Annotated in this window: 23 protein-coding genes; 14 read left to right on the forward strand and 9 right to left on the reverse strand. The window is 66.0% G+C overall.

Features of this window, described 5'->3' with window-relative positions:
- Positions 1–9 precede the first annotated feature (9 nt).
- The gene (locus tag AC3D24_RS20155; protein ID WP_489032853.1) at positions 10–951 is read left to right on the forward strand and encodes an alpha/beta hydrolase; all 942 of its coding nucleotides are present in this window, start codon (positions 10–12) and stop codon (positions 949–951) included.
- Here the strand turns inward: AC3D24_RS20155 and AC3D24_RS20160 are convergent.
- Positions 938–1,732: an enoyl-CoA hydratase/isomerase family protein gene (locus AC3D24_RS20160; protein WP_489032855.1), complete on the reverse strand. Its 795-nt coding sequence runs from the start codon at positions 1,730–1,732 to the stop codon at positions 938–940. The two genes, AC3D24_RS20155 and AC3D24_RS20160, sit on opposite strands and share 14 nt — an antisense overlap.
- A 120-nt stretch (positions 1,733–1,852) precedes the next feature.
- Here AC3D24_RS20160 and AC3D24_RS20165 point away from each other — a divergent pair, with 120 nt between their 5' ends.
- The gene (locus AC3D24_RS20165) at positions 1,853–3,526 is read left to right on the forward strand and encodes an FAD-dependent oxidoreductase (RefSeq protein WP_489032856.1); all 1,674 of its coding nucleotides are present in this window, start codon (positions 1,853–1,855) and stop codon (positions 3,524–3,526) included.
- Between the two features lie 10 nt (positions 3,527–3,536).
- Positions 3,537–3,983, forward strand: a complete 447-nt coding sequence (locus tag AC3D24_RS20170; RefSeq protein ID WP_489032857.1) for a PaaI family thioesterase — start codon at positions 3,537–3,539, stop codon at positions 3,981–3,983.
- Positions 3,984–3,993: 10 nt separating this feature from the next.
- Here the strand turns inward: AC3D24_RS20170 and AC3D24_RS20175 are convergent, their stop codons facing one another.
- On the reverse strand, positions 3,994–4,935 hold the full coding sequence (locus AC3D24_RS20175; RefSeq protein WP_489032858.1) for an acyl-CoA dehydrogenase family protein: 942 nt from the start codon (positions 4,933–4,935) through the stop codon (positions 3,994–3,996).
- 28 nt (positions 4,936–4,963) lie between these two features.
- Positions 4,964–6,109, reverse strand: coding sequence for an acyl-CoA dehydrogenase family protein (locus AC3D24_RS20180; protein WP_489032859.1), 1,146 nt, complete (start codon positions 6,107–6,109; stop codon positions 4,964–4,966).
- Positions 6,110–6,248: 139 nt separating this feature from the next.
- Here AC3D24_RS20180 and AC3D24_RS20185 point away from each other — a divergent pair, with 139 nt between their 5' ends.
- The 3 genes from AC3D24_RS20185 (at position 6,249) to AC3D24_RS20195 (ending at position 8,855) form a co-directional block, all read left to right on the forward strand.
- On the forward strand, positions 6,249–6,575 hold the full coding sequence (locus AC3D24_RS20185; protein ID WP_489032860.1) for a Rieske (2Fe-2S) protein: 327 nt from the start codon (positions 6,249–6,251) through the stop codon (positions 6,573–6,575).
- 112 nt (positions 6,576–6,687) lie between these two features.
- Positions 6,688–7,890 carry an acyl-CoA dehydrogenase family protein gene (locus AC3D24_RS20190; RefSeq protein WP_489032861.1) on the forward strand — a complete coding sequence of 401 codons (1,203 nt, stop codon included), beginning with the start codon at positions 6,688–6,690 and terminating at the stop codon, positions 7,888–7,890.
- Entirely contained in the window at positions 7,887–8,855 is a 969-nt protein-coding gene (locus tag AC3D24_RS20195) for an acyl-CoA dehydrogenase family protein (RefSeq protein WP_489032862.1), read from the forward strand. Before AC3D24_RS20190 ends, AC3D24_RS20195 begins: the two co-directional genes overlap by 4 nt.
- Positions 8,856–9,195: 340 nt before the next feature.
- Here the strand turns inward: AC3D24_RS20195 and AC3D24_RS20200 are convergent, their stop codons facing one another.
- On the reverse strand, positions 9,196–10,191 hold the full coding sequence (locus AC3D24_RS20200) for an alpha-ketoacid dehydrogenase subunit beta (RefSeq protein ID WP_489032863.1): 996 nt from the start codon (positions 10,189–10,191) through the stop codon (positions 9,196–9,198).
- Positions 10,188–11,183: a thiamine pyrophosphate-dependent dehydrogenase E1 component subunit alpha gene (locus AC3D24_RS20205; RefSeq protein WP_489032864.1), complete on the reverse strand. Its 996-nt coding sequence runs from the start codon at positions 11,181–11,183 to the stop codon at positions 10,188–10,190. Before AC3D24_RS20205 ends, AC3D24_RS20200 begins: the two co-directional genes overlap by 4 nt.
- Before the next feature lie 157 nt (positions 11,184–11,340).
- Between AC3D24_RS20205 and AC3D24_RS20210 the strand changes: the two genes are divergently transcribed.
- Positions 11,341–12,459: an NADH:flavin oxidoreductase gene (locus AC3D24_RS20210; protein ID WP_489032865.1), complete on the forward strand. Its 1,119-nt coding sequence runs from the start codon at positions 11,341–11,343 to the stop codon at positions 12,457–12,459.
- A 306-nt stretch (positions 12,460–12,765) separates the two neighbouring features.
- Here the strand turns inward: AC3D24_RS20210 and AC3D24_RS20215 are convergent, their stop codons facing one another.
- Positions 12,766–14,148, reverse strand: coding sequence for an aromatic ring-hydroxylating oxygenase subunit alpha (locus AC3D24_RS20215; RefSeq protein ID WP_489032866.1), 1,383 nt, complete (start codon positions 14,146–14,148; stop codon positions 12,766–12,768).
- Positions 14,149–14,335: 187 nt separating this feature from the next.
- Between AC3D24_RS20215 and AC3D24_RS20220 the strand changes: the two genes are divergently transcribed.
- Complete coding sequence (locus AC3D24_RS20220) at positions 14,336–14,860, forward strand: nuclear transport factor 2 family protein (RefSeq protein ID WP_489032867.1); 525 nt, start codon at positions 14,336–14,338, stop codon at positions 14,858–14,860.
- Positions 14,861–14,943: 83 nt separating this feature from the next.
- On the opposite strand, the gene AC3D24_RS20225 is transcribed toward AC3D24_RS20220, so the two are convergent.
- From AC3D24_RS20225 to AC3D24_RS20235, 3 genes are read right to left on the reverse strand one after another with little or no spacing between them, the layout of a single operon-like run.
- Entirely contained in the window at positions 14,944–15,489 is a 546-nt protein-coding gene (locus tag AC3D24_RS20225; protein WP_489032868.1) for a nuclear transport factor 2 family protein, read from the reverse strand.
- Positions 15,486–16,361 carry an SDR family NAD(P)-dependent oxidoreductase gene (locus AC3D24_RS20230; protein WP_489032869.1) on the reverse strand — a complete coding sequence of 292 codons (876 nt, stop codon included), beginning with the start codon at positions 16,359–16,361 and terminating at the stop codon, positions 15,486–15,488. The genes AC3D24_RS20225 and AC3D24_RS20230 overlap by 4 nt, the downstream gene beginning before the upstream one ends.
- The gene (locus tag AC3D24_RS20235) at positions 16,354–17,520 is read right to left on the reverse strand and encodes a CaiB/BaiF CoA transferase family protein (protein WP_489032870.1); all 1,167 of its coding nucleotides are present in this window, start codon (positions 17,518–17,520) and stop codon (positions 16,354–16,356) included. The genes AC3D24_RS20230 and AC3D24_RS20235 overlap by 8 nt, the downstream gene beginning before the upstream one ends.
- Before the next feature lie 317 nt (positions 17,521–17,837).
- Here AC3D24_RS20235 and AC3D24_RS20240 point away from each other — a divergent pair, with 317 nt between their 5' ends.
- The 6 genes from AC3D24_RS20240 (at position 17,838) to AC3D24_RS20265 (ending at position 24,641) form a co-directional block, all read left to right on the forward strand.
- Complete coding sequence (locus AC3D24_RS20240) at positions 17,838–19,004, forward strand: acyl-CoA dehydrogenase family protein (protein ID WP_489032871.1); 1,167 nt, start codon at positions 17,838–17,840, stop codon at positions 19,002–19,004.
- 61 nt (positions 19,005–19,065) lie between these two features.
- The gene (locus tag AC3D24_RS20245) at positions 19,066–19,965 is read left to right on the forward strand and encodes an HpcH/HpaI aldolase/citrate lyase family protein (RefSeq protein WP_489032872.1); all 900 of its coding nucleotides are present in this window, start codon (positions 19,066–19,068) and stop codon (positions 19,963–19,965) included.
- Positions 19,962–21,212 carry an acetyl-CoA hydrolase/transferase family protein gene (locus tag AC3D24_RS20250; protein WP_489032873.1) on the forward strand — a complete coding sequence of 417 codons (1,251 nt, stop codon included), beginning with the start codon at positions 19,962–19,964 and terminating at the stop codon, positions 21,210–21,212. The genes AC3D24_RS20245 and AC3D24_RS20250 overlap by 4 nt, the downstream gene beginning before the upstream one ends.
- Positions 21,212–21,979 (forward strand): enoyl-CoA hydratase/isomerase family protein, encoded by a 768-nt coding sequence (locus AC3D24_RS20255; RefSeq protein ID WP_489032874.1) that lies wholly within the window; start codon positions 21,212–21,214, stop codon positions 21,977–21,979. The genes AC3D24_RS20250 and AC3D24_RS20255 overlap by 1 nt, the downstream gene beginning before the upstream one ends.
- Positions 21,980–22,038: 59 nt before the next feature.
- A complete protein-coding gene (locus tag AC3D24_RS20260) occupies positions 22,039–23,397 on the forward strand; it encodes an aromatic ring-hydroxylating oxygenase subunit alpha (RefSeq protein ID WP_489032875.1) in 1,359 nt (452 codons plus the stop codon).
- Positions 23,394–24,641 (forward strand): MFS transporter, encoded by a 1,248-nt coding sequence (locus tag AC3D24_RS20265; protein WP_489032876.1) that lies wholly within the window; start codon positions 23,394–23,396, stop codon positions 24,639–24,641. Before AC3D24_RS20260 ends, AC3D24_RS20265 begins: the two co-directional genes overlap by 4 nt.
- Positions 24,642–24,667 lie beyond the last annotated feature (26 nt).

Raw genomic sequence — 24,667 nt, forward strand, 5'->3', positions numbered from 1 at the left:
GAGCCCGCCATGACCGAACCCTTCGTCCGTGCAGACGTCCGCGCCTTCCTCGACATGATGGCGGCGAACCCCCGACCCGCGTTTACCGCGGAGTTCCTCGCGTCGATCCGCGGCATGGTGATGCCGCCCGAGATGTCCGCAGACAATCCGGTCGGGGACCTCGGGGAGGTCCGCGACCTGGTCATGCCGGGACCGAGCGGCGATATCGCGCTGCGGCTGTTCGATCCACGGATCGAGCGCGGGGCGGGGCCGGTCGTCGTCTTCTATCACGGCGGCGGCTATGCGGCAGGCTCCATCGATTCGCACGCAGGCCTTGCCGCGGAGATCGCGCGGCAATTGGACCTGCCGGTCGTCTCGGTCGAATACCGCCTCGCTCCCGAAAACCCCTGGCCCGCCGCACCGGACGACGGCGAGGCCGCGGCGCGCTGGATCGCCGCAAACGGCGCGATGTTCGGCCGCGAGGTCACCGGGCTGATCCTGTGCGGCGACAGTGCGGGCGGCAACCTGGCGATCGTCACCGCGCTTGCGCTACGCGATGCACTCGCGGCGGTGCCCGTGATCCTGCAACTGACCTTCTACCCCGCGGTCAACCACAGCCAGGACTATCCGTCCGCAGCCACCTTTGCCGCGGGTTACGGCCTCGATGCCGCCGATATGCGGATGTTCGACCAGCATTACGCCGCCGATGCCAGCGATCACCGCAACTCGCCATTGCTCGCCGACCAGCAGGGCATGCCGCCGACGATCGTCGTCACCGCCGGGCTCGATCCGTTGCGCGACGAGGGCCGCGCCTATGCCGCCAAGACCGCGCTCGCCGGCGTGCCGACGGTGTTCCACGAGGCGGTCGGGACAATCCACGGTTTTGCCGGTTACCGCCGCGCGATCCCCTCCGCGCAGGGTGATCTCGACCATGCGCTGGGACTGACGAAGGCGATGCTCACCGCCCGCTGAAATCGGGTGCGCGTCGCGCCTTCAACGCGGCGATGCCTTCGCGGTGATCCGCGCTGCGGACGCTGAGTGATTCATAGGCTATGCCGGCTTCCATCACTGCGCCGGCGATCCGCTTGAGCTCCATGTTCGTGAGCACCTTGGTCCATCGGATCGCGTTGGTCGCGCCGGCGAGAAGTTTGGCACAGAACGCGTCGACTGCCGCGTCGAGCTCATCGGCAGGAAGGCAGTGGTTGATCAGCCCGATCTCGGCCGCGTGGCGCGCGGTCAGCAGGTCGCCGGTCAGCAGATATTCCTTTGCGCGCGTCAGCCCGATCCGCTGCGCCCAGATCACCGCGCCGCCATCGCCCGCGACCAGCCCGATCCCGACATGTGGATCGCCGATCTTCGCTCCCTCCGCGGCGAAGATTACGTCGCACAGCAACGCGATGCTCGCGCCGAGCCCGATCGCGTGGCCGTTCATCCGACACACCACCGGCTTCTCGATGTCGAGCATGGCGAACACGATCCGCTTGGCCTGCCGCGCCTCGTGGTCGAACAGATCCGGATTGGCCGCATTATGCTCCATGTGCGCGATGTCGCCGCCCGCCGAAAACGCCTTGCCGCTGCCGGTCAGCAGCACGACGTCCGATCCCGGATCGCGCGCGGCGAAGGCCAGTGCCTCGGGCAGTTCGTCGTGCAGCGCGAGGTTGACCGCGTTCATCGCCTCGGGACGGTTGAGCGTCACGACCAGCAGCCGGTCGCGGCGTTCCAGCAGGATGGTTTCGAACTCTGGCAGGTCCATCGGCGACGTCTCCTCGTGTCAGGCGGCATATCACGCGGGGGCGATATGCGTCTGCCGCCGGGGCGATAGCTCTTGTGCCACCCCCGCCGCGCGGGTCTATCTCGGGCAAGGAGAGACGGTATGAGCGCGTTCGAAGAGACGTTCGACTGGGTGGTCGTCGGCAGCGGGGCAGGATCGATGGCGTCCGCGCTGGTCATGCGCACCGCAGGCAAATCGGTGCTGATTCTCGAGAAATCGGCGTTCGTCGGCGGCACCACCGCGAAGTCCGGCGGCGTCATTTGGGTCCCCAACAACCGCTTCCTCAAGGCTGACGGCGAACAGGACAGCGTCGAGGCGGGGATCACCTATCTCGATGCCGCGTGCGCCGACCTGCCCGGCTCGGGTCACGACAAGCGCCTCGCCTATGTCAACCAGGCGTACCGGATGATCGACTTCCTCGTCGACCAGGGCGTCGAGCTCGAGCGCGGGTCGAAATTCTGGCCTGATTATTACGACGAGCTTCCCGGTGGCTGTAAGACGAGCCGCACCGTCGTCGCCAAGCCGTTCGACAAGAAGGAGCTCGGGCTATGGGCGACGAAGCTCCGCAAAGGCTTTCTCGAAGTACCCGTGAAGCTCGACGACGGAATGAAGCTCGCTTACGTCCGCCGCGATCCGGCGCTCAAGAGATCGACGCGCGCCCTGATCTTCAAAACGATCTGGACGCGGATCACCGGTAAGCATTACGTCGCGGCCGGCGCGGCGTTGCAGGGCCGCATGCTCAAGGCCGCACTGGCGGCTGGTGTCCAGTTCCGCACCGAGGCGCCGGTGTCCGAACTGATCGTCGAGGACGGCGCGGTGACCGGGGTCGTGGCAACCGTCGACGGCGTGGCGAAGCGGATCGGTGCTAAACTGGGCGTGCTCGTCAACGCGGGTGGCTTCGCGCAGAACCAGGCGATGCGCGACGAACACATGCCCGGCACGCAGGCGGCCTGGTCGCTGACCAACGAGGGCGACAAGGGCGAACTCCACCGGGAAATGGCGCGGATCGGCGGCGTGCTCGCGCAGATGGACCAGATGGTCGGCTATCAGACCACGCTCTCGCCGGGCTGGGAGGGGGCGTATGTCACCCCGCCGGGCCAGAGCCTGACCGGCAAGCCGCACGCGATCCTCGTCGACCAGTCGGGGGTGCGCTACATGAACGAGGGCGGCAGTTACGAACTCTATTGCGAGACGATGGTCGAGCGGAACAAGACCGTGCCCGCGGTGCCGAGCTGGGCGATCCTCGACCGCGAGTATGTCGAAAACTACCAGGTCGCCGGCAAGTGGATCGACAAGAAGATCCCCAAGGGGTGGGCCGACGCGAACTATCTTCACACTGCCGACACGATCGAAGCACTGGCGACCAGCATCGGCATCGATCCGGCGGTGCTGGGCAACACCGTCCACCGCTGGAACGGCTTCGTCGCGCAGGGGCGCGACGAGGATTTCCACCGTGGCGAGCGTGCCTATGACGAATGGCTCGGCGATCCGTATCACGGCCCCGTCCGCGCGCTCGGCAGCATCGCCAAGGCGCCGTTCTACGCGGTGCCGATCGTGCCGGGCGACGTCAGCACCTATGGTGGCGTGGTGACCGACGTGCACGGCCGCGTGGTCCGCGCGGATGGCGCGCCAATCGCCGGGCTGTACGCGACCGGCGTCTCGACCGCGTCGGTGATGGGCGGCGTCTATCCTGGCGCGGGATCAAGTATCGGACCGTCGCTGACCTTCGGCTATGTCGCGGCCAAGCATGCCGCGGGTCTCGATAACCAGGTGTGACGGGGCCAGCGTGAGCACCGAAGCCGCACAACTCGAAGCGGACGGTTGGACGCTCCTCGCCGGTACGCATTTCAATGAGACCGCTGGGCCCTATTGGGTCCGCCGCGAGGACGGCGTGCGTGTCGTCGGTCTGCTGGGGGAGGAGCGCCACGGCAACGGCTATGTCGGCACGGTCCATGGCGGCGTGTTGATGACCTTTGCCGACATCGCGCTCGGCATGGGCGTGGTTGATGCCGCCGACACGCGCGACTGCGTGACGCTCCAGTTGCAGATGCAGTTCACCGCGAGCGCACCGATCGGCAGCTTCCTGACCTGCCGCCCGGAACTGGTCCGCCGCACGTCGCAGATCGTCTTCATGCGCGGGCTCATCATGACGGGGGAGCGCACGTTGGCATCGGCGGACGGCATGTGGAAGCTGCTCGACCCCGATAAAATGGCAGCGCTGCGCCGCGGTTAGCGTGCCGGGGTCACCTTTCCGAGAGCCCGGCTTTCTGTCCCCAGACGGCGTCCGCCGCTGCCAGCGCCTGTCCGCCGCGGCCATCGAGATCGCTCGCCAGCGCCTTCAGCCGGTAGGTCCACAGATGCAGCGGATGCTCCAGCGTCATCCCCATCGCGCCGAGAAACTGGTGGAAATCATAGACGCAGGCACGGGCGCTTTCCTGTGCGTGCAGCGCGGCGAGTGCGGCATCGCCCGCATCGAGCGTACCGGCGGCCTTCACCGCTAGCCAGTACACGCCGTTGGTACGAACCTGCGCCTCCGCCAACCGGTGACGCAGCGCCTGAAACGTGGCGAGCGGGCGACCGAATTGCTGCCGATCGGTGACGTAGCCCGCCACGCTGTCGAGCGCCGCCACCAGCAGTCCTGCCGCCTCGGCCGCGATCGCGATACGCCAGCGTGTCTTTACCTCGTCGGGCGAGACGTCGTGCACCGTCGTCGTCACAGCGACCGGATCGACCAGCAACGTCGCCATCGGATAGGCGAACAGGCTGTCTTCGCTACGGACCTGATCCGCCGCCGCGACGAAACTCGAAACGCGGTCGGCGCCGACCACGATCACCGTCGCCCCAGCCTGGAGGAAACGGATCGGTCGCGTCGCCTTGTCCACCTCGAGCAGACAGAAGGGCCGCGGGAGTTCGATACCGAACAGCGGGCGGACGAGTGCGCTTATCGCCGCCTCGATCGCGAACGGCAGCCGCGCTAGCCGCTCGACGATCAAAGCCGCCGATACGGGGCCGAGGTCAGGATCGAACGCGATATCGAGGAAACCGCCCTCGGCCAGTTCGCGGTCGAGCGTATCGCTGACCAGCGCAAGGCTGACGTCGTGCAACGGTACGCTTGCATAAGGCTTGGCGAGCGAGTCGACCGCGTCGAGGATCGCGACCTGATCGGGGCTAGGGGACAGGTCCATCAGCGCGGCTCGCTTTCAAACGGGGGGCTCAACGGGGTTCTCTGGGGAGTTTGAGGACGTCGCTGGCGATGATGTTGAGCTGGATTTCCGCCGCACCCGCCGCGATCCCCGCGACGATCCCGCGCTGGTGATGCATCTTGAGATACGGATGCGCGTCGGCCAGTGCTTCGGGCAAATACTCGACGACGAACTCGGCCACTCGACGTTCCGCCATGATCGTCGCGAACCGCGCGGAGGATGATTCCGCGCCTACCGCTTCGCTTCGCGCGCGCGCCGATACGATCGCATAGCTTGCCATCCGCGCCGCCTCGCACAGCGCGAGACACTGTGCGGCCTCGATCCTCACCGCTTCGCCGGTCCAGCCACCCTGCGCCTTCAATACCGCGACCGCGCGATCGAGCGCCGCGCGCGCCAGCGAGTAGCGCGGAATGCCGAGCCGTTCGTTGGTCAGCGAATAGGCGATGATCGACCACGCCTCGCCCTCGTCGCCAAGACGCGCCGTGGCTGGCACGACCATGTCGTCGAAGAACACCTCGTGGATATCGCCCTCGCCGATCAGCGACGGGATCTGGCGTACGGTGATGCCCGGCGTGTCCATCGGCACCAGCAGGATCGAGATGCCCTTCTTCCGATCGTCGCTGGTGCGACAGACCAGGAAGCAGGTGTCGGCGAGCCCCGCATAGCTGGTCCAGATCTTCTGCCCGGTGACGCGGTAATTCTCGCCGTCGAGCACCGCGCGCGTGCGCAGCGAGGCGAGATCGGAACCGGCGCCCGGCTCGGAAAAGCCCTGGCACCACAATGCCCGTCCCTCCACGATAGGCGGCAGATAGCGCTCGCGCTGTTCGGGCGAGCCATAGCGGATCAGCGTCGGCCCGATCCAGTTGACGTTCATGTACTGGCCACCGCGCGGTTCGCCGGCGATCCACATCTCTTCGGCGAGGATCGTCTGATGCCACGGATCGAGCCCTGCGCCGCCGATCTCCTTCGCCCAGTGCGGCGTCAGCATGCCCTGTTCGGCGAGCGTCCCGCAGAACTCGCGCGCATAGTCGGTCAGTGCGGGCGATGCAGGCCCGTGTTGCGAGAAGCACTCCCAGTCGCCCGGCAACGTCGCGCCTAAAAAATCCTGCAGGCGCTGGCGGAAGGCGGCTTCCTGTTCGGTCCAGTCGAAATTCATGCGGCTGTTCTCGCGGGCATTGGAAGGATACGGGCTAATCCACCCGGCCACACCCGAACAGGTCGGACCGCAAAAGACCGCCGGGGTGATATGCCGCGATATTGTGCAACGGGGGAAAGCCTGCACACATTCAGCGGTGATGACAGACCCCGCCTATACGCCCGCCTACACTGGCGTCGCGCTCGAAGCCGACGTCGCGCCCGATACCGTCAAGGCCGTCGAAGTCGGCGGGCGATCGATCCTGATCGTCCATCACGGCGGGCGGCTTTTCGCGGTTGCAAACCAGTGTTCGCACGCGGAGCAGGCGCTGACGTGCGGCCGCGTCCGGTGGGGCTGGATCGCGTGCCCGGCGCACGGCGCGAAATTCGATCTCGAAACCGGCGAGGCGCTGAGCCTGCCCGCGACCGACCCGATCGCGACGTTTCCTTTGCGCATCACCGAGGGACGGATCGAGATCGCGGTCTGAGACGCACCCGTAGGCACATCGCCTTCCCGATATATGCGCGGAGACGTCCCCCGTCGCTTGCGGCCATCGCCGAAAATACTGCCTAGCATCGGGGACAGTCTGGGAGGCGGAATTGACCGACGCGCTTGAGATATTGCGGTACGATTTTCGCGCGTGGCTCGCGGCAAAGGCGCCGAAGGACTGGCGTGCGACCTGCACGACGCATGAAGGCTTCCTCGCGACGCAACGCGACTGGTTCGCGAAGCTGGCGGCGGGCGGCTATGCGGTGCCGCACTGGTCGGCGGAATGGCCGGGCGGCGGGCGCAGTCTCGCCGAGCAGAAGGTAATCTACGAGGAGCTCGCGCGCGCCGACACGCCGCGGCTGCTGCTGTCGTTCATGTCGACCTATCACGCCGCCAGCACGCTGTTCGAATGGGGCAGCGCCGAGCAACAAGCGCGCTACATCCCGCGCATCCTGGAGGGCGAGATCTGGTGCCAGGGCTTTTCCGAGCCCAATGCCGGCTCCGATCTCGCCGGCGTAAGGACGCGCGCCGAACGGGTCACGCGCGACGGGAGCGACGTCTATGTCGTCAACGGCCAGAAGCTGTGGTCGACGATGGGGCAGTTCGCCGATCAGTGCCTGCTGCTCGTCCGCACATCGAGCGAAGGCGCCAAGCAGGCCGGGCTTACCTATCTGCTGCTCGATCTGAAAACCAAGGGCGTCACCGCGCGGCCGATCCACCAGATTCACGGCGACGAGGAGTTCGCCGAACTGTTCCTCGACGAGGTCGAGGTGCCGGTTGCCGATCGGCTCGGCGAGGAGGGGCAGGGCTGGGCGGTCGCGCAGTCGACGCTGTCGTCCGAGCGCGGGCTGACCTTGCTCGAACTGAGCGCCCGGATGCGCGGCGCGCTGTGGCGAATCGCCGACCTGATCCGGGCGGGCGGGCGTGAACACGATGCCGGAATCGTGCGCGACTTCGGTCGGCTGGCGACGAAGATCGACGCGACCTGTGCGCTCGCGGACCAGTTCCTCGCGAACCGGATCGCCGGCGAGGAACGCGTCGGCGACGCCTCGCTCGTCAAGCTGTCCTATTCGCGGACGCTGCGTGAGTTCACGTCGCTCGGGCTGCGGACCGGCGGGCTTCAGGCGCAGTATCACGAGCCGATCGTGTTCGGCGGCGGCATGGAGACGGGCAACTGGATGGCCGATTTCATGAACAGCTATGCCTGGACGATCGCCGGCGGCAGCGACGAGGTGCAGCGCAACATCATCGCCGAACGTCTGCTCGGTATGCCCCGCGAACCAAAAAGCTGGACGCTGGAGACGGTACGATGAGCATGACCCGTGCCGAGCTGCAGGATGCCGCGCGCCAGGCGTTCGGCGAAGGCGGCCTTGCGCCCGATGCCGGCAAGAGCTGGGGCTTGGTCGCCGAGATGGGCTGGCTGACGATGACCGTGCCCGAGGAGCGGGGCGGCCTGGGTCTCGGCGGCGAGGCGGCGGGCGTGATCCACACCGAGCTCGGCCGCGCGCTGGTGCCCGGGCCGATGATCGCGCAGATGCTGGTGATCGAGGCGCTGGGCGCCGTGGACGATTTTGAAGGGCGCGACGATCTGCTCGCGCGGGCGATGGCCGGCGAGGTGATGACGGCGTCGCTGTCGCTCGGCGAGCGGCTCGACTGCGTCCCCGATGCGGATAAGGCAAGCCACGTGCTCGTCGTCGCACCCGGTCGTATCGCGCTGGTCGCGCTCGAGGGTGCGACAATCACGGCGCGCGACAGCTGGGACAAGACGCGGCGATTGTCCGATGTCGTCGTTCATGGCGACGGCATCACGCTGGCAACGGGCGACGCGGCGACGGCGCTCGCCCGCCGCCTCGAAGCGCAGCTGCTGGTCGCGATCGCAGGCGACTCGCTCGGCGGCGCGGCGGCGATCCTCGACCTGACGATCGAGTATCTCAAAATGCGCCATCAGTTCGGTCGTCCGCTGGCGCTGTTCCAGGCGCTCAAGCACCGTGTGGCGGACATGAGGACCTGGCTGTCCGCGGCCGAGGCGCTGTTCTGGGCCCGCGCCACCGATCCTGCCGCGACATTGGTCGAGATCGGTGTGCTGAAGGCGCATGCCTGTGACGTCTACCGCGCGATCGCGGAGGATGCGATCCAGCTGCACGGCGGCATCGGCCTCACGATGGAATATCACTGCCACCTGTTTCTCAAGCGCGCGACATTGAATGCAGTGTTGGGCGGCGATGCGGATCATTGGGAGGCGCGAGCCGGACGGTGTGCACTGGACGCCGCCGCCTGACCGAATCCGGGAAATCCTCCCCAGCCAGGGGGAGGTGGCTGGCACTTGCCAGTCGGAGGGGAAGGTAAACGATAACCGCCGTTGCGCGTTCCTCCCCCTCCGTCACCTTCGGCGACACCTCCCCCTGGCGGGGGAGGATCGAACTTTGACTGCCTCTGAACAGCTACTGTGACACGGGTTCGGAAAGCCCCGTCACCCCGGGCTTGTTCCGGGGTCCACGGTGCCACACGTCAAACGCTTCTGCAGTTGCGGAACCGTGGATGCCGGAACAAGCCCGGCATGACGGAGGAAGGATAAAGTCCGATCAACGACGACCAGTCGACTGCCCGAGACGATATAGTCACCCCTGGCCGGCAACCTCCGTCACCGCCGCGACGATCTCGTCGACCGATACCAGGAACGCATCCTCTAGCACCTTGGCGAACGGAACCGGCGAATAGGGCGCACCAAGACGCCGGACCGGTGCCTTCAACTGGCCGAACAATTCCTCGTTGACCGTCGCGGCGATCTCCGCGCCCGGTCCGAAGCTGCGCACCGCCTCGTGCACCACCACGCAGCGGCCGGTCTTGGCGACCGACGCCAGCACTGTCTCGCGGTCCCATGGCGATACCGTCCGCAGGTCGAGCAGCTCGACCGAAATGCCCGCCTCGGCGAGGATCGGCAGCGCCTGGAGGCTGCGCACCACCATCGACGACCACGATACGATCGTGACGTCGGTCCCCTCCTGCACGACGCGCGCGACGCCGAGCGGGATCGGACCCTGGTCTACGGGCACGTCACCCGGAATGAACAGGGTGCCCGCGGATTCGATGATGATGCACGGATCGGGATCCTGGATGCACGACAGCAACAGGCCCTTATATTCGGCCGGGTTGGACGGCGCGACGACCTTGATCCCGGCGGCATGCGCGAACCAGCCCTCGAGATGATCGGCGTGTTGCCCCGCGGTCTGCCAGCCGGCGCCGGTCAGCGTGCGGATCGTGATCGGCACCGTGCTCTGCCCGCCCGACATGAAGCGCAGCTTGGCGGCGTGGTTGAAGATCATGTCCATGCAGACGGTGGTGAAGTTCATCAGCATGATCTCGGCGACCGGCTTGTAGCCCGCCAGCGCCGCGCCGATCGCGGCGCCCATGATCGCCTGTTCGGAGATCGGCGTCGATTTTACCCGCATGCCGCCGAACTTGGTCGACAGGCCGACGGTCGCGCCTGTGACGCCGCCGCCCTCGGGGTCGGCGATGTCCTCGCCGAACACGAGCACCTTGGGGTCGGCTTCCATCGCCTCGTGCAGCGCGGCGTTGATCGCCTGGAAGGCGTGCATCTTCACGGTCTCGCTCATGCCGCGATCTCCTTCTCGAACACATCGCGGCGCAGTTCGTCCACGCTCGGATATTCACTCGCCAACCCGAACGCCATCGCGTCCTCGACCTCGGCCTGGATATCGGTAGCAAGCTTGGTGAGCTGCTCATCGGTCGCATGCCCCTCGGCGAGCAGGCGCGCGCGGAACTTCGGCAGCGGATCGTCGGCGATCGCGGCGGCCTTCTCCTCCTTGGTCATGTATTTGTCGTCGTCGCCCAGAACGTGGCCGTGGAACCGGAACGTCTTGCACTCCAGCAACGTCGGGCCCTCGCCATCGCGGGCGCGATTGATCGCCTCGTAGGCGGCGGCGTACATCGACCAGGGATCGTTGCCGTCGACGGTGTAGCCCGGCATGCCATAGCCGATCGCGCGCTTCGAGATGAAGTCAACCGACGTGCCCAGCTCATACCGCGAATGTTCGGCAAAGCCGTTGTTCTGGCAGACGAACACCACCGGCAGCTTCCACAGCGACGCGAGGTTGAGCGACTCGTGGAAGGCGCCGATGTTCGACGCACCGTCGCCAAAATAGGCGATGCTGACGCGCTTGCTGCCATCGAGCTGCGCCGCCCAGGCGAGCCCGTTGGCGATCGGCATCGACGATCCGACGATCCCGGTCGTGACCATCACGCCGGTCTCGGGATGCGTCAGGTGCATCGGCCCGCCCTTGCCCTTGCAGGTGCCGTCGACCCGGCCCGCGATCTCGGCCCAGAGCGGCCGCAGCGGCATGCCCTTGGCGACCATGTCATGGATGCCGCGATAGATCGTGCAGATCGTGTCGTCGTTGGTCAGCAGCGTCGAAATCGCCGAGGGGATCACTTCCTGCCCGCGCGCGGAGTAATAGGGCATGACCAGCTTGCCGCGCCGGATCGCGGTGCGGATGGTGTCATCGTTGCGTTCGATCCGGATCATCCGCCGATAGATATCGACGAGCGTCTCGGTGCTCGGGACCGGACTGTTGCTGTGCTCTGCCATGGGGTTCCCGCGTCGGTAGTGGATGGCCGAACTCTTCGGGCGGGGGCTGTACGGGGTCAACACGCCCCCGCGATATGTGCCGGGCGGTGGTCGGATCGGCTTCACCGAAGCGCTGGAATCGGCATAGCTCGCGACCTAAAACGAGGATGAAGCGCCAATGTCTGAAACTGATACGAGCGCCCTGTTCGAACCGTTCACCTGCAAGTCGATGATGCTTCGGAACCGCATCGTGATGGCGCCGATGACACGATCGTTCGCGCACGGTGGCCTCCCCGCCGAACCGCATGTCGACTATTATCGGCGCCGCGCAGAAGGCGGAGTCGGGCTGATCCTGTCGGAGGGAACGGTAATCGACCGGCCCGGTGCGCGCAACGATCCGGGCGTGCCGTTCTTCCACGGCGCTGCGCTGGATGGATGGGCGAAGGTGATCGACGCGGTCCACGGTGCAGGCGGCGCGATGGGTCCGCAATTGTGGCATGCGGCGTCGGCGATCAGCAAGACGGCCGACTGGGACCGCGACACCCCGGTCGAGAGCCCGTCGGGACTGCACGCACCCGGCGAACCGCACGGCGAGGCGATGACCGAAGAGGACATTGCCGACAGCGTCGCCGGGTTCGCGCGCGCCGCGGCGGATGCGAAACGGCTCGGATTCGAGACGATCGAGGTCCACGGCGCGCATGGCTACCTGATCGACCAGTTCTTCTGGGACGGCACCAACACGCGGACCGATCGCTACGGCGGTGCGACGCTGCGTGAGCGCGCGCGCTATGCCGCCGAGGTGATCGCCGCGATCCGCACTGCGGTCGGCCCGGACTATCCGATCATCCTGCGCGTGAGCCAGTGGAAGCAGCAGGACCTGAAGGCACGCCTCGCCCACACCCCCGCGGCGATGGCCGACTGGCTCGTGCCCCTAGTCGAGGCTGGGGTCGATATCCTGCATTGTTCGCAGCGGCGGTTCTGGGAACCCGAGTTTCCCGAAATCGATGGCGAGGGGGGGCTGAACTTCGCCGGTTGGGCGAAGACACTGACCGGCGCCGCGACGATCAGCGTCGGCTCGGTCGGCCTGTCGGGCGATTTCATCAGCGTCTTCCGGAACCAGGTCTCGGCACCGACCGATCTCGATGCACTGGTGCGGCGGATGGAGCGGGGGGAGTTCGACCTGATCGCGGTCGGCCGCGCGTTGATCACCGATCCGGCATGGGCGAACAAGGTGCGGGCGGGCGACGTTTCCGCAATGCTGTCGTTCGATGCGGCCGCATTAGGGGCGTTCGTCTAGCGCAGGTCGATATCCGCCTCGGAGAGGAGGGCATCGGTAGACCAGAAATCGCTGCGTCACCCGGTCTAGTTCGGTGGTATTCCATCGGACATCCAGGCGCTTTCCGACATTGCCATCGCAGCTCTGTTCTCCCGCGAAGGCGGGAGCCCAGTCTGGGTCCCCGCCTTCGCGGGGAAACACGGTTCACATGTCGATGGGGATAATTGTCGAACAGGCCCGGCATGGCGATGCCGTACCAAGACGGGCTCTCGCCGGACGCAGACCAGCCCGATCGAGTGACGCGCCACGCAGGAAGATTCGTGGCTTTCAGAACCCCAGTTCGAGGATCTTGCCGTCGAAATTGCCGCCGAGCAGATGCGTCGCGCTGGCCAGCTTGTCGGAGGGGACACCCTTCAGATGGCCGTCGATGATGCGATTATAGTTGCTGATGAGCCCCTCGATGTCCTTCGACAGCCGCATGAAATCGAAGCCGGTGGCGTGCAGGCCCTTCTGCTGGATCGGAATGTTGGCGTAATCCTGGCGCGGGATCGGCGGGAAATCCTGGCTGTTATAGGGCAGGATGGTCGGCTCCATGACCGTCTCATGCTCGGCACCCTCGGCGACGTGCGTCAGCGACCAGAGCTCGAAGGTGCAGCTTTCCGGCCCGAGCGGACGAATGCGGTAGGCCGACATGCTGGAGAACAACGGCAGCAGGAAATAGTTCGGGAAGATGAATTCGACCGCGTTGATCGGGTCGGATACCGCGACCGCGTTGAGATCGGGTACGTCCTCGCCCGCCGCGCGCAGCTGTTCGGTGATCTGGTGGTTCAGCATGCCGTACCACATCATCACCGCCTGCTGCGGATCCTCCGGCAGTTCGACGTCAGCGAGCTGGCGCGCGATTGCGACTTCCTTCTCGTGGACCATCCCTGACATGCCTTCGCTCAGCAGTCCGAGATGCTTGATCTGCGCCTTGATGTTGTCGCGTACGCTCATGTTCGGGTTGATCGGTATGCCGATGCCGCCGGTGTCCATGCCGTACATCGCGTTGTAGAGCATTGGCGCGGCCTGTTGCAGCTGCGGATGCGTCTTCATCACGTGATAGCCTTCCATGAAGGCCTCCATCGCGACCTTCCAGTTCGCTGGCAGGACCGTCTGGTACCACCATTCCGCGCGCAGCTTGGCGCCGCCATGTGCCTCGATCCGATCGGTGACGGGGCCGATCGTGTCGCGGAAGGACGGTGCGTCGTCATCGAAATTGATGAACGCGCAGCCGCCCCAGGTCTCGACCCGGCAGGCGCGCAGGGCCAAGTCCGCAGAATCGAGTTGCTCCTCGCTGAACATGTGGCGTCCATAGACGAAGGTGTTCTTGCCCTCGATGTTCCAGCGCCAGCCGTGGAAGGGGCAAATAAAGCCCGGCGTCTTGCAATTGCCGTGTTCGCCCTCGCCGACGAACGGCACGCCGCGGTGGCGACAGGCGTTATGGAAGGCCTTCACGCCGTCTTTGGTCTGGACGACGATGACCGATTTGCCGAGGTTGGTGTATTCCACATAGTCGCCGACATTGGCGATCTGTTCGAGGCGACATGCCATCTGCCAGACGTGCGGCCACAGGCGCTCGGTCTCGAGGCGGTAGAATTCCTGGTCGTAATAACGCTGCGTCGGGATCCGTTCGGGATTTTCTACCGAGAATGGAACGGGTCGTTCCATGTCCATCACGCCCATCGCAAACCTCACCATCTTGTTATTCGGTCAAATGGTAAACCTGCGGCCCACCCGCACAAGCGCGAACCCCCGCCGCCCACGCGATATCGCCGCACCGATACACGCGGGTCCGCGCTGGAGATCGTGCGGTCCGGATACTAGCCTCGGGTCGACCATGCGCGAGGAGCATCCGATGACAGACACACCCGAGATGGCGGAAATCATCGCGCATCACCGTATCAAGACCTGCATCGTGGCCTTGGCGCGGGGCGAGGACCGACGCGATGCGGGGATCATCTCGGGGTGCTTCTGGCCCGATGCGAGCGTCAATTTCGGAATCTTCACCGGCTCGTTCGACGAATATCTGGCGTGGGTCGTGCCCGGTGCCGACAGCATCCCCGTGACGCTGCATACGCTGGGCCAGAGCCTGATCCACGTGCAGGGCGAGACGGCGGTCGTCGAGACGCATGTGACTGCCTATCACCGGATCGATTTCGGAGAGGCCGAGCACGACGTTATTCTCGTCGGCCGCTACATCGACCAGTTGGCGCAGCGCGAGGGCGTGTGGCGGATCGCCAAGCGGACCATGCTGTACGACTGGACGCGCGATCTGGGGGTGTCGGTGGATTGGTCGCAAGGGCTGATGGGAATGCCGTTCCTGCGCGGCAATCCGGTCGGGCGTGCGAAGGGCGATCCCAGCGAAGTGTTCTTCGGCTGAGTTCGACCTGCATACCATGTTCTCCCGCGAAGGCGGGAGCCCAGACTGGGTCCCCGCCTTCGCGGGGAAACAATCTTTGTTTGTTACGATGGGACGAACGGTTCGCGCAGGTTCGTCAGCGGCCGACGGTACGACAGGTCGCTGGTATCGCGCGCGACGACGCCATTGAGGTCGATGCCGGGAATATCCCCGAAAGGGATCGGCAGCGTCGGCAGCAAACCCGAATATTCGATTACGGTACTCCGGCTCGCGACCCGCCATTGGCCGTCACGGCGCTCGAACCGGTCGATATAGCGGCCGCCCGCGATCCAGTTGCTGTCGTCGCGGTTGCGCGCGGCGAACAAATAATAGGTCTCGGTATGCGCGGTATCGCCGTCGAGGTCGCAGCTATGGTTGAGCAGGACATGCTGCGTCGCCGACTGCCCATGATCGTGCAGGTCTCGCGCCCAGTCGTAGAGTGCGGCGGGCTGGCCGACGAACGGCCCCGCCGCGATCTCCGCATCGTCGTGGAAGGCGGAGAGGAACGCGTCGCGGTCGAACCGGTCCATGCCGCGCGCGAACCGGGTCAAGGCGTCGAGGATATCCTGTCGGTCGAGAAGCTCGCCGAGGCGCACCAAAGGGTCGGTCATCGTGGTTGCTCCGCTATGGGTTTCCAGATCGGCGATCCACGCTGTTCGCGCAGCGACGGGATGATCTTCCCATCGATATCCGTCACGCCGTATTCCTGTGCCAGTTCGGCGGTGATGAAGGTCCCGCCCGAATGCCGCGTGACCGCGTCGTCGGTCGCGAGCGCGACGATCACGCGCCCCGGAAATTCGGGCGAGCAACCGACCAGTGGATTGGTGACGATGCTCGCCTTCATCGCCGGGTTGTTCTGGATGTTGCGATTGGCGCGCTCGGTGAAGGTCAGTCCCTGCCACAGCGAGAGCGACGTCACGTCGTGTGGCTGCAGATCGATCGCCATGTCGCGCGCCATCCGGTCGACCGCGGCCTTGCAGGTGCCGAACACGACGCCATAGGTATAGGTGACGCCGACATAGCCCGAGATCGCGACGATCAGCCCCGATTTCTGCGGCGCCATGATCTTGGCCGCATGCCACGCCGCGACGAAGTTCGACTTCACGCCGACATCGACCATCTGCCAGTTGGACAGCGGCTTTTCCCAGAACGTTCCCGGCTCGGTCAGGTCCTCGGGCAGCGCGAAGGCGTTGTTGACGAGGATGTCGAGCCGGCCCTGTTCACGCGCGACCTGTGCGAACAGCGCCGCGACCTGGTCGTCGTCGGCGTGGTCGACCTGGACCGCAATACCCTTGCCGCCGCGCGCGTCGCACTCCGCCGCGGTCTGGCCGACGGTGCCGGGCAGCGTGTGATCGCCCGCATTGACCGTGCGGCCGGTAACGTAGACGACCGCGCCTTCTTCGGCGAGTGCGAGCGCGATACCCTTGCCGATGCCGCGGCTCGCGCCCGTCACGACGGCGACCTTGCCGGTCAGTTTACCCATGTCGCTGCTCTCCCGTCTGTAGCTCGGCCAGTATCGCATCGGTGTCCGCACCCAGCGTCGGCGCAGGCCCCGCGACCTTGCCCGGAGTCTTCGAAAAGCTTGCCGGCACGCCCGGGAAGGTGATTGGCCCGTTCGGCGAGTCGACCGTTTCGAAAAAGCCGACCGCCTTCAGGTGCGCATTCTCGAACAGGTCGTCGGGCGTCCCGAGCGGGGTCGCCGGCACGCCGATCGTCCGCAACAGGTCGAGCCATTCCTGCGTCGTCCGCTCGAGGAACGTCTCGCCGAGCAGGCCGTACATCCGGTCGATCTGTTTGGCCCGCTGGCCGAGCGTCGCCATGTCGGGGCCCGCCCAGGCGGGCTGCACCGCGCCGACGAAGGCGTTCCAGTGGCGATCGTTATAGACCAAAGCCGAGATATAACCGTCGCGCGTCTTGTACGGCCGGCGCCCCGGCGCGACGACGCGCGGATACACCGCGGGGCCGAGCTTGGGGCTGAACATCGCGCCGTTGGCATGCTCGACCAGCATGAACGAGGCCATCGTCTCGAACATCCCGACCTCGACCTCCTGGCCCTCGCCGGTGCGTTCGCGGTGGAACAGCGCCATCGTCGTCGCATACAGCGCGGTCAGCCCGGCGACCTTGTCGGCGACGATCGTCCCGACATAGCTCGCCTCGCCGGTCAGCATCTGCTGCACGGCCGCCAGCCCGCATTCGCCCTGGATCGTGTCGTCGTAGGCGGGCTGGTCGCGCTCGGGCCCGTCGCGGCCATAGCCATAGCAATTGGTATAAACGATCTCCGGGTTGATCGCCGCGACCGCCGCATAGTCGAAGCCGAGCTTGGCGATCGCCTTGGCGCGCATCGAATGGATGAACACGTCCGCGCGTGAGATCAGCCCGCGGAGGGCCGCCTTGCCCTCTTCGGTGCGGAGGTCGAGGACGATACTGCGCTTGCCGCGGTTGACGTTCACGAACACGCCCGCAAGACCGTGCTCTGGCCCGACCGAGATGTAGCGGGCGTCGTCGCCCGCGGGCGGTTCGACCTTGATGACGTCGGCACCCATGTCGGCCATGATCTGCGTGGCATAGGGGCCGAAGACGATGCTCGTCAGGTCGACCACCTTGATGCCGGACAGGGGGCCGTGGCCTGCCTTACTCTCCATGAACCGCTCCCATTGATCGGGTTCCGCTACTTTTATGATCCTCCCCCGCGAGGGGGAGGTGGCGCCGACGGCGACGGAGGGGGGATACGAAACGGACGTGGCGACTGCCTCCCCCTCCGTCAGGCTATGCCTGCCACCTCCCCCTTGCGGGGGAGGATTGCAGGACTGAACATCGATCGGAACTAGAGCACCGCAGATGCCGAATCCATTCGCCGGAGCGATATGTCGCGGGATGCTCCGGGGCTCGCGTTGTCGCACCGGGAGGTGACTGCTAGCCGCCGGGCTTCCCGACTTCCTCAAGACAAGGTCGATCGCCCGTGGATTTCGCCTTTACCCAGGACCAGCAGAACATCCGCGACGCGGTGCTGAAGCAATGCGCGCTGTTCTCGGACGATTACTGGCTCGAACGCGACCATGAGGGCGTCTATCCGCACGACTTCCACAAATCGATGGCGGAGGCGGGCTGGCTGGGGGTGGCGATGCCCGAGGCGTATGGTGGCGCCGGGCTCGGCATCACCGAGGCGGCGATCATGATGCAGGCGGTCGCGGAGGCGGGCGGCGGCATGACCGCGGCGTCGACGATCCACGGCCCGGTGTTCAGCCTCGAACCGATCGACCTGTTCGGCACAGAGGAACAGAAGCAGCGGATGATCCCGCCGATCCTGTCTGGCGCGGAGAAGATGTGCTTTGCCGTGACCGAGCCCAACACCGGGCTCGACACCACCAAGCTGAAGACCCGTGCCGAACGGGTCGAGGGCGGCTACCGCGTCAACGGCGAGAAGATCTGGATCACCAATGCGCACATCGCCGACAAGATGATGCTGCTCGCGCGCACCACGCCGATCGACGAGGTCGAGAACAAGACGCACGGTCTGACGCTGTTTTACACCACGCTCGATCGCAGCAAGATCGAGCATCGGCTGATCCCCAAGATGGGGCGCCACGCGGTCGGATCGAACATGCTGTTCATCAACGACCTCTTCATCCCTGACGAGGATCGGATCGGTGCGGAGGGGCAGGGGTTCCGCATCATCCTGAAGGGGCTGAACCCCGAGCGCATCCTGCTCGGCGCGGAGGCGATCGGGATCGGCCGCAACGCGATCCAGCGCGCCGCGCGTTACGCCCGCGAACGGATCGTGTTCGATCGGCCGATCGGCATGAACCAGGGGATCCAGCATCCGCTCGCCAAATGCTGGGCGCAGCTGGAGGCGGCGAACCTGATGGTGATGCAGGCCGCGACCAAGTTCGACAAGGGCGAGGACTGCGGGGTCGAGGCAAATGCCGGCAAGTATCTGGCGGCGGAGTTCGCGTTCGAGGCGTGCCACACCGCGATGCTGACGCTGGGCGGGATGGGCTATGCGCAGGAATATCATGTCGAACGCCTGCTGCGCGAGGTGCTGATCCCGCGCACCGCGCCGGTCAGCCCGCACATGATCCTGAACTTCATCGCCGAAAAGGTGCTGGAATTGCCCAAGAGCTACTGACAAGGGTTTTGCATAAGCTGTTCTCCCGCAAAGGCGGGAGAACGGGAACGAGGGGATACGAATGTCCGACGCAGCGACGGTGAAGACCGCACCGCTCAAGATGCGGTCCTGGCTGTTCGCGCCGGGCGACAGCGAGCGCAAGATGACCAAGGCGGTCGAGGGCAGCGCGGATATCGTTCTGCTCGATCTCGAGGACGCGGTCACCGCGGAGAACAAGCCGCTCGCGCGCCGGATCGTGCACGACTTCGTGAAGGACAACCCTGAGCGTGCGCGCATCTGGGTACGTGTGAACCCGCTCGACGGACCCTATACGCTGACCGATCTCGCGGCGGTCATGCCCGCGCATCCCGGCGGTATCATGCTGCCGAAAGTCTATGGTCGGCAGGATGTCGATCGGCTCGACCATTATCTTTCCGCATTCGAGGCGGCGAACGGTATCGCGGTCGGATCGACGCCGGTGATCGTGCTGGTGACGGAGACTGCCGAGGCGATGTTCCACACCGGCGACTACAAGGGCGCGCCGCGCGTGGTCGCCCTGACCTGGGGTGCGGAGGATCTCGCGGATTCGATCGGCGCGAGTTCGAACCGCAATCCCGATGGCAGCTACGGCTTCACCTATGAGCTCGCACGATCGATGTGCCTGCTCGGCGCGGCGACCGCGGGCGTGACCGCGATCGAGACGATCCAGGGCGATTTCCGCGATCTCGACACGCTGAAGACGCGCGCCGAGAAGGTGCGCCGCGACGGCTACCGCGGGATGCTCGCGATCCACCCGGCGCAGGTCGACGTGATCAACGCGGCATTCACCCCGACCGAGGACGAGATCGCCGAGGCGCAGGCGATCGTCGACATCTTCGCGGCGAACCCCGGTGTCGGCGCGATCGGCTACAAGGGCGGGATGCTCGACCGGCCATATCTGTCGCGTGCGGAACATCTGCTCAGGCAGGTGGTCCGCGCGTGACGATCGATCTCTCCCAGTATCTACGTCGCGGCGATCGGATCGTCTTCGGGCAGGCCTGCGGGGAGCCGACCACGCTGGTCGAGGCGCTGATCGCGCAGGGCGGTGCGATTGGCGATCTCTCGGCCTTCATTGCGACGAGTTTTTCCGGGTTGTTTACGCCCGAGACTTCCGACGCCTTCGCGCTGTCGAGCATGGGGGCGATCGGTGCGCTGCGCAGCATGACCAAGGCGGGCAAGCTTCAGGTGATCCCCGTCCATGTCAGTCACGTCGGGCCGCTGATCGCAGGCGGCGTGATCGGCTGCGATGTCGCTATGATCCAGGTCAGCCCGGCGGATGCCGAGGGCAATCACAGCTGCGGGTTGATCAGCGATTATGTTCGCGCCGCGGTCGACAAGGCTCGGGTGGTCATCGCCGAGGTCAACGATCGGGTGCCGTACAGTCCCGGCGAAACGATTCCCGCGTCGGCGATCGACGTCGTCGTGCACGTGTCTCGTACGCCGGTGGAGGTCGCCGGCGGCAAGGTCACGGAAACCGACGAGGCGATCGCGCACGCCTGCGCGGCGTATATCGGCGACGGCGCGGTGATCCAGACCGGCGTCGGCGCGGTGCCCGATGCGATCCTACGGCTGCTCGGCGATCGCAAGGATCTGGGCGTGCATTCGGGGATGCTCGGCGACGGGCTGGTCGAACTCGTCGAGGCCGGGGTCATCACCAATGCGCGGAAGGAGATCGACGCGGGCGTGTCGATCAACGGCGCGCTGATCGGCACGCGGCGGCTCTACGACTGGGCGCACCGCAACGCGGCGATCCGCATGACGCCGACCGGTTACACGCACGATGCAGCCGTGCTGGGGCGACTGTCGCGGCTGGTCACGATCAACTCGGCGTTGGAGGTCGATCTCACGGGGCAGGTTAACGCCGAGCAATCGGGTTCCGCCTATATGGGCGGCACCGGCGGGCAGGTCGATTTCGTGCGCGCCGGCGCGCGGTCGCCCGGCGGCCGCTCGATCATCGCGCTGTCGTCCAGCGCGAAGGGCGGCACGCTCAGCAAGATCGTACCGGCGCTGTCGGGGCCGGTGACGACAGCGCGCAGCGACGTCGACGTGATCGTCACCGAATATGGCGCGGCCGAACTGAAGGGCCAGACGCTCGCTGAACGCACCCGCCGCCTGATCGCGATCGCGCATCCCGACTTCCGCGAGACGCTGGACCGCGCGGCTTACGATATCCAGCAACGAGGTTTCTGATGACCGACGCAGTTCTGTTCGAAGCGCGCGCCGATGGGATCGTGATCATCACGCTCAACCGACCCGATCAGCGCAATGCGCTCGGCAAGGATATCCGCGATGGGCTGTTCGCGGCGTGGGACCGGTTCGAGCGCGACCCTGCGCTTCGCGTCGCGATCCTGACCGGGGCGGGGGAGAAGGCGTTCTGCGCGGGCGGCGACCTGAAGGAGATGGTCGAGCGCGGGCTTCAGGTGCCGCCGCGCGACATGTTTCCCGTGCCCGGCGACAATATCGAGGTTTCGAAACCGACGATCGCGGCGGTCAACGGCGTGGCGTTCGCCGGTGGGTGGATGATCGCGCAGGCGTGCGACCTGTGCGTCGCCAGCACCGCGGCTCGGTTCGCGATCACCGAAGTCAAGGTCGGGCGCAGTTCGCCCTGGGCCGCACCGTTGATCCACATGATCCCGCAACGGATCATGATGGAGATCATCCTCACCGGCAAACCGATCACCGCCCAACGCGCGTACGAGATCGGGCTGGTCAATCGCCTTGCCGAACCCGAGGATCTGATGACCAAGGCGCTGGAACTGGCCGGAGAAATCCTCGACGGCGCGCCGCTGTCGGTGAAGGCGGGGCGCGACACGGTCATGCTCGCGACCGAAATGGGGCGCGCGGCGGCGTTGCAGGCGGCACGCGCGGCGTCGGAATCGACGTATCGCAGCGAGGATGCGCAGGAGGGGCCGCGCGCGTTTGCGGAAAAGCGCACGCCTGACTGGAAATCGCGGTAGCGATACGGGGAACGCGATGACCTTGTTATAGTGCGCCTTTCAGACAGCGAGGGCGCGCGATGAACGAGATGACCAGGATCGTCGAGACCGCGGACGATCTTCTCGCGCCGGTCACCGTGCCGGTCGATGCCTATGTGTCGAAGGACTATTCGGTCGCCGAGCAGGACCGCCTGTGGCGCCGTACCTGGCTCCAGGCCGGCCGGCTCGAGGATATTCCCGAGGTCGGCAACTTCATCACCTACGATATCCGCGGCGACGGCATCATCATCGTCCGCACCAGCGAAACCGAACTCCGCGCCTATCACAATGTCTGCCCGCACCGCGGTCGCCGCCTCGTCGACGTGCCCGCGGGCCAGCACAACGCGCGCGGCAAGACCGCGAACTTCATCTGCGGCTATCATGCGTGGACCTTCAACCTCCAGGGCCGCTGCACCTATATCCAGCATCAGGACGACTGGCAGGGTGCGCTGACCGAGGAACGGACCAGCCTCGGCAAGGTGCAGGTCGACAGCTGGGGCGGGTGGATCTGGATCAACTTCGATTCGACCGCGGCGCCGCTCGCCGAGTTCCTTGATCCGGTGCCGGCAATGCTCGATCCGTACGGGTTGCAGAACATGCGGCCGCGGTGGCGCAAGTGGATCGTGTTCGATTGCAACTGGAAGGTCGCGATGGAGGCGTTCGCCGAGACCTATCACGTGTTCAGCACGCACCCGGAGTTCAACGATTTCGGCCAGTTCCGCGGCTGGGCGCACAACCACGGTCTGCACACCAACATCGGCTACGAAGCACCCAAGGGCATGGAGGAGGATTCGGGCAAGCTCCGCGTCGGCACCGGCGATGCGCGCGTCACGACGGCGGAATTGCAGAACTTCACCTGGGCCAACGCCAATACGAACACCACGCGGACTCTGGTCGAGGCTGCCAATCGGCTGGTCGACGAACTGCCCGAGGATACGCCGGCGATGGATGTCTCGCGCCACTGGATCCAGTCGGCGCGCGCGACGGATGCGGCGCGCGGCGTGATCTGGCCGACCGTGGACCCGTCGCATACCGCGAAGGCGGGCACCGCGTGGCAGGTGTTCCCGAATTTCCAGATCGGCCAGGCGGTCAACAACATGCTCTGCTACAGCGCGAAGCCGTTCGGCGACGACCCCGACAAGTGCATCTTCGAAGCCGCGGTGTACGAACTGTATCCGGAGGGCGAGGCGCCCGAGACGAACTGGGAATATACCGCGGCCGAGGATTGGCCGCCGGTGCTCCAGCAGGATTTCGCCAACATGGCCGCGGTCCAGCAGGGCATGAAGAACATCGGTTTTCGCGGTACGCAGCCCAATCCGTACATGGAGCGGTCGGTCGCGAGCCTGCATTACAATCTCGCCAAGTTCATGGGCATGGGCGCACCGCGATCGACATCGTGAGCCGGGCCGCCGTCTCGACATCGACCGGCAGCGCACGGGCGGAATGGCGCGCACATCCGATGCTGCCGATCGCCGCGGCGCTTGGGTACGCGACCAGCGTCATCCACATTTACGGGCTCGGGCCGTATATCGCGCCGATCGGCGAGACGTTCGGTTGGTCGCGCACGCAGGTGACGATCGGGTTGACGCTGTCGACGCTGGTGCAGGCGGTGTTCGCGCTGCCGATCGGGCTCGCCGTCGATCGCTATGGACCGCGGCGGTTCGGGCTTGTCGGCATCCTGCTGACATGCGGCGCCTTTGCATTGCTCGGCACGGCGAGCGGCACGTCGTCGAACTGGTACATGCTGTGGGGCATCGTCGCGCTCGCGACGCTGCCGGTACAGGCGACGGTCTGGACCAGCGCGGTGGCCACGCGGTTCGAGGTCTCGCGCGGCCTCGCGTTCGCGATCACGCTGTGCGGCGCGTCGGTGGCGGTTGCGGTGTTCCCGCTGCTAGGAACGTGGCTGATCGCGCGATATGGCTGGCAGACTGCGGTCGCGATCCAGGGCGGGGTCTGGGCGGCGATCGCCTTCCCCACGATATTCCTGTTCTTCCGCGGCGCGCATGACGCATCGCGCGGCATCGCGGCTACGAAGAAGGCCGATCGACCGGTGTTGAGCGGGGTCGCGCTGGGGGAGGGCCTGCGATCGAGCATCTACCTCCGGTTGCTGATCGCCAGCCTGTTGTTCACCTTCACGATCATCGCGCTGGTGGTGCATTTCGTGCCCATCCTCACCGATCGCGGTGCGACCCCGCTCGGCGCGGCGGGGATCGTCTCGCTGGTCGGCCTGTTCTCGATCGTCGGGCGACTGGCGACGGGGCTGCTGCTGGACCGGTTCCAAGCATCCTATGTCGGCGCCGTCGTGTTCATGCTGCCGGTGATCGGGTGCCTGTTGTTGCTGACGGCCGGCAGCACCGTGCCGGGCCAGATGGTCGCGGCTGCGTTCGTCGGGCTGACCCTGGGCGCCGAGGTCGACGTCATCGTCTACCTCACGACGCGGCATTTCGGGTTGAAGAGCTTCGGCGGACTTTATGGAGGGTTGCTGACTGCGCTGTCGATCGGCACCGCCACTGGGCCGCTCGGGGCAGCGGCGGTATTTGATCGCTACGGCAGTTATGCGCCGTTCCTGTGGCTGACCATCGCGTTCATGGTGGCGAGCAGTGTCGCGTTGCTGAGCCTGCCGAAGCCTGTCGAGCCGGACTGAAACATCCTCCAGGTTCGGAGGAGAAT

The sequence above is a fragment of the Sphingomonas sp. SL1004 genome (assembly GCF_057815015.1).

Excerpts from the sequence above, each read along its gene's own strand:
- AC3D24_RS20160 (WP_489032855.1), bottom strand. The coding sequence starts at position 1,732 with ATGGACCTGCCAGAGTTCGAAACCATCCTGCTGGAACGCCGCGACCGG.
- AC3D24_RS20175 (WP_489032858.1), bottom strand. The coding sequence starts at position 4,935 with ATGGACCTGTCCCCTAGCCCCGATCAGGTCGCGATCCTCGACGCGGTC.
- AC3D24_RS20155 (WP_489032853.1), top strand. The coding sequence starts at position 10 with ATGACCGAACCCTTCGTCCGTGCAGACGTCCGCGCCTTCCTCGACATG.
- AC3D24_RS20225 (WP_489032868.1), bottom strand. The coding sequence starts at position 15,489 with ATGACCGACCCTTTGGTGCGCCTCGGCGAGCTTCTCGACCGACAGGAT.
- AC3D24_RS20200 (WP_489032863.1), bottom strand. The coding sequence starts at position 10,191 with ATGAGCGAGACCGTGAAGATGCACGCCTTCCAGGCGATCAACGCCGCG.
- AC3D24_RS20220 (WP_489032867.1), top strand. The coding sequence starts at position 14,336 with ATGACAGACACACCCGAGATGGCGGAAATCATCGCGCATCACCGTATC.
- AC3D24_RS20245 (WP_489032872.1), top strand. The coding sequence starts at position 19,066 with ATGTCCGACGCAGCGACGGTGAAGACCGCACCGCTCAAGATGCGGTCC.
- AC3D24_RS20165 (WP_489032856.1), top strand. The coding sequence starts at position 1,853 with ATGAGCGCGTTCGAAGAGACGTTCGACTGGGTGGTCGTCGGCAGCGGG.
- AC3D24_RS20260 (WP_489032875.1), top strand. The coding sequence starts at position 22,039 with ATGAACGAGATGACCAGGATCGTCGAGACCGCGGACGATCTTCTCGCG.
- AC3D24_RS20210 (WP_489032865.1), top strand. The coding sequence starts at position 11,341 with ATGTCTGAAACTGATACGAGCGCCCTGTTCGAACCGTTCACCTGCAAG.
- AC3D24_RS20195 (WP_489032862.1), top strand. The coding sequence starts at position 7,887 with ATGAGCATGACCCGTGCCGAGCTGCAGGATGCCGCGCGCCAGGCGTTC.
- AC3D24_RS20255 (WP_489032874.1), top strand. The coding sequence starts at position 21,212 with ATGACCGACGCAGTTCTGTTCGAAGCGCGCGCCGATGGGATCGTGATC.
- AC3D24_RS20205 (WP_489032864.1), bottom strand. The coding sequence starts at position 11,183 with ATGGCAGAGCACAGCAACAGTCCGGTCCCGAGCACCGAGACGCTCGTC.
- AC3D24_RS20215 (WP_489032866.1), bottom strand. The coding sequence starts at position 14,148 with ATGGAACGACCCGTTCCATTCTCGGTAGAAAATCCCGAACGGATCCCG.
- AC3D24_RS20185 (WP_489032860.1), top strand. The coding sequence starts at position 6,249 with ATGACAGACCCCGCCTATACGCCCGCCTACACTGGCGTCGCGCTCGAA.
- AC3D24_RS20230 (WP_489032869.1), bottom strand. The coding sequence starts at position 16,361 with ATGGGTAAACTGACCGGCAAGGTCGCCGTCGTGACGGGCGCGAGCCGC.
- AC3D24_RS20180 (WP_489032859.1), bottom strand. The coding sequence starts at position 6,109 with ATGAATTTCGACTGGACCGAACAGGAAGCCGCCTTCCGCCAGCGCCTG.
- AC3D24_RS20235 (WP_489032870.1), bottom strand. The coding sequence starts at position 17,520 with ATGGAGAGTAAGGCAGGCCACGGCCCCCTGTCCGGCATCAAGGTGGTC.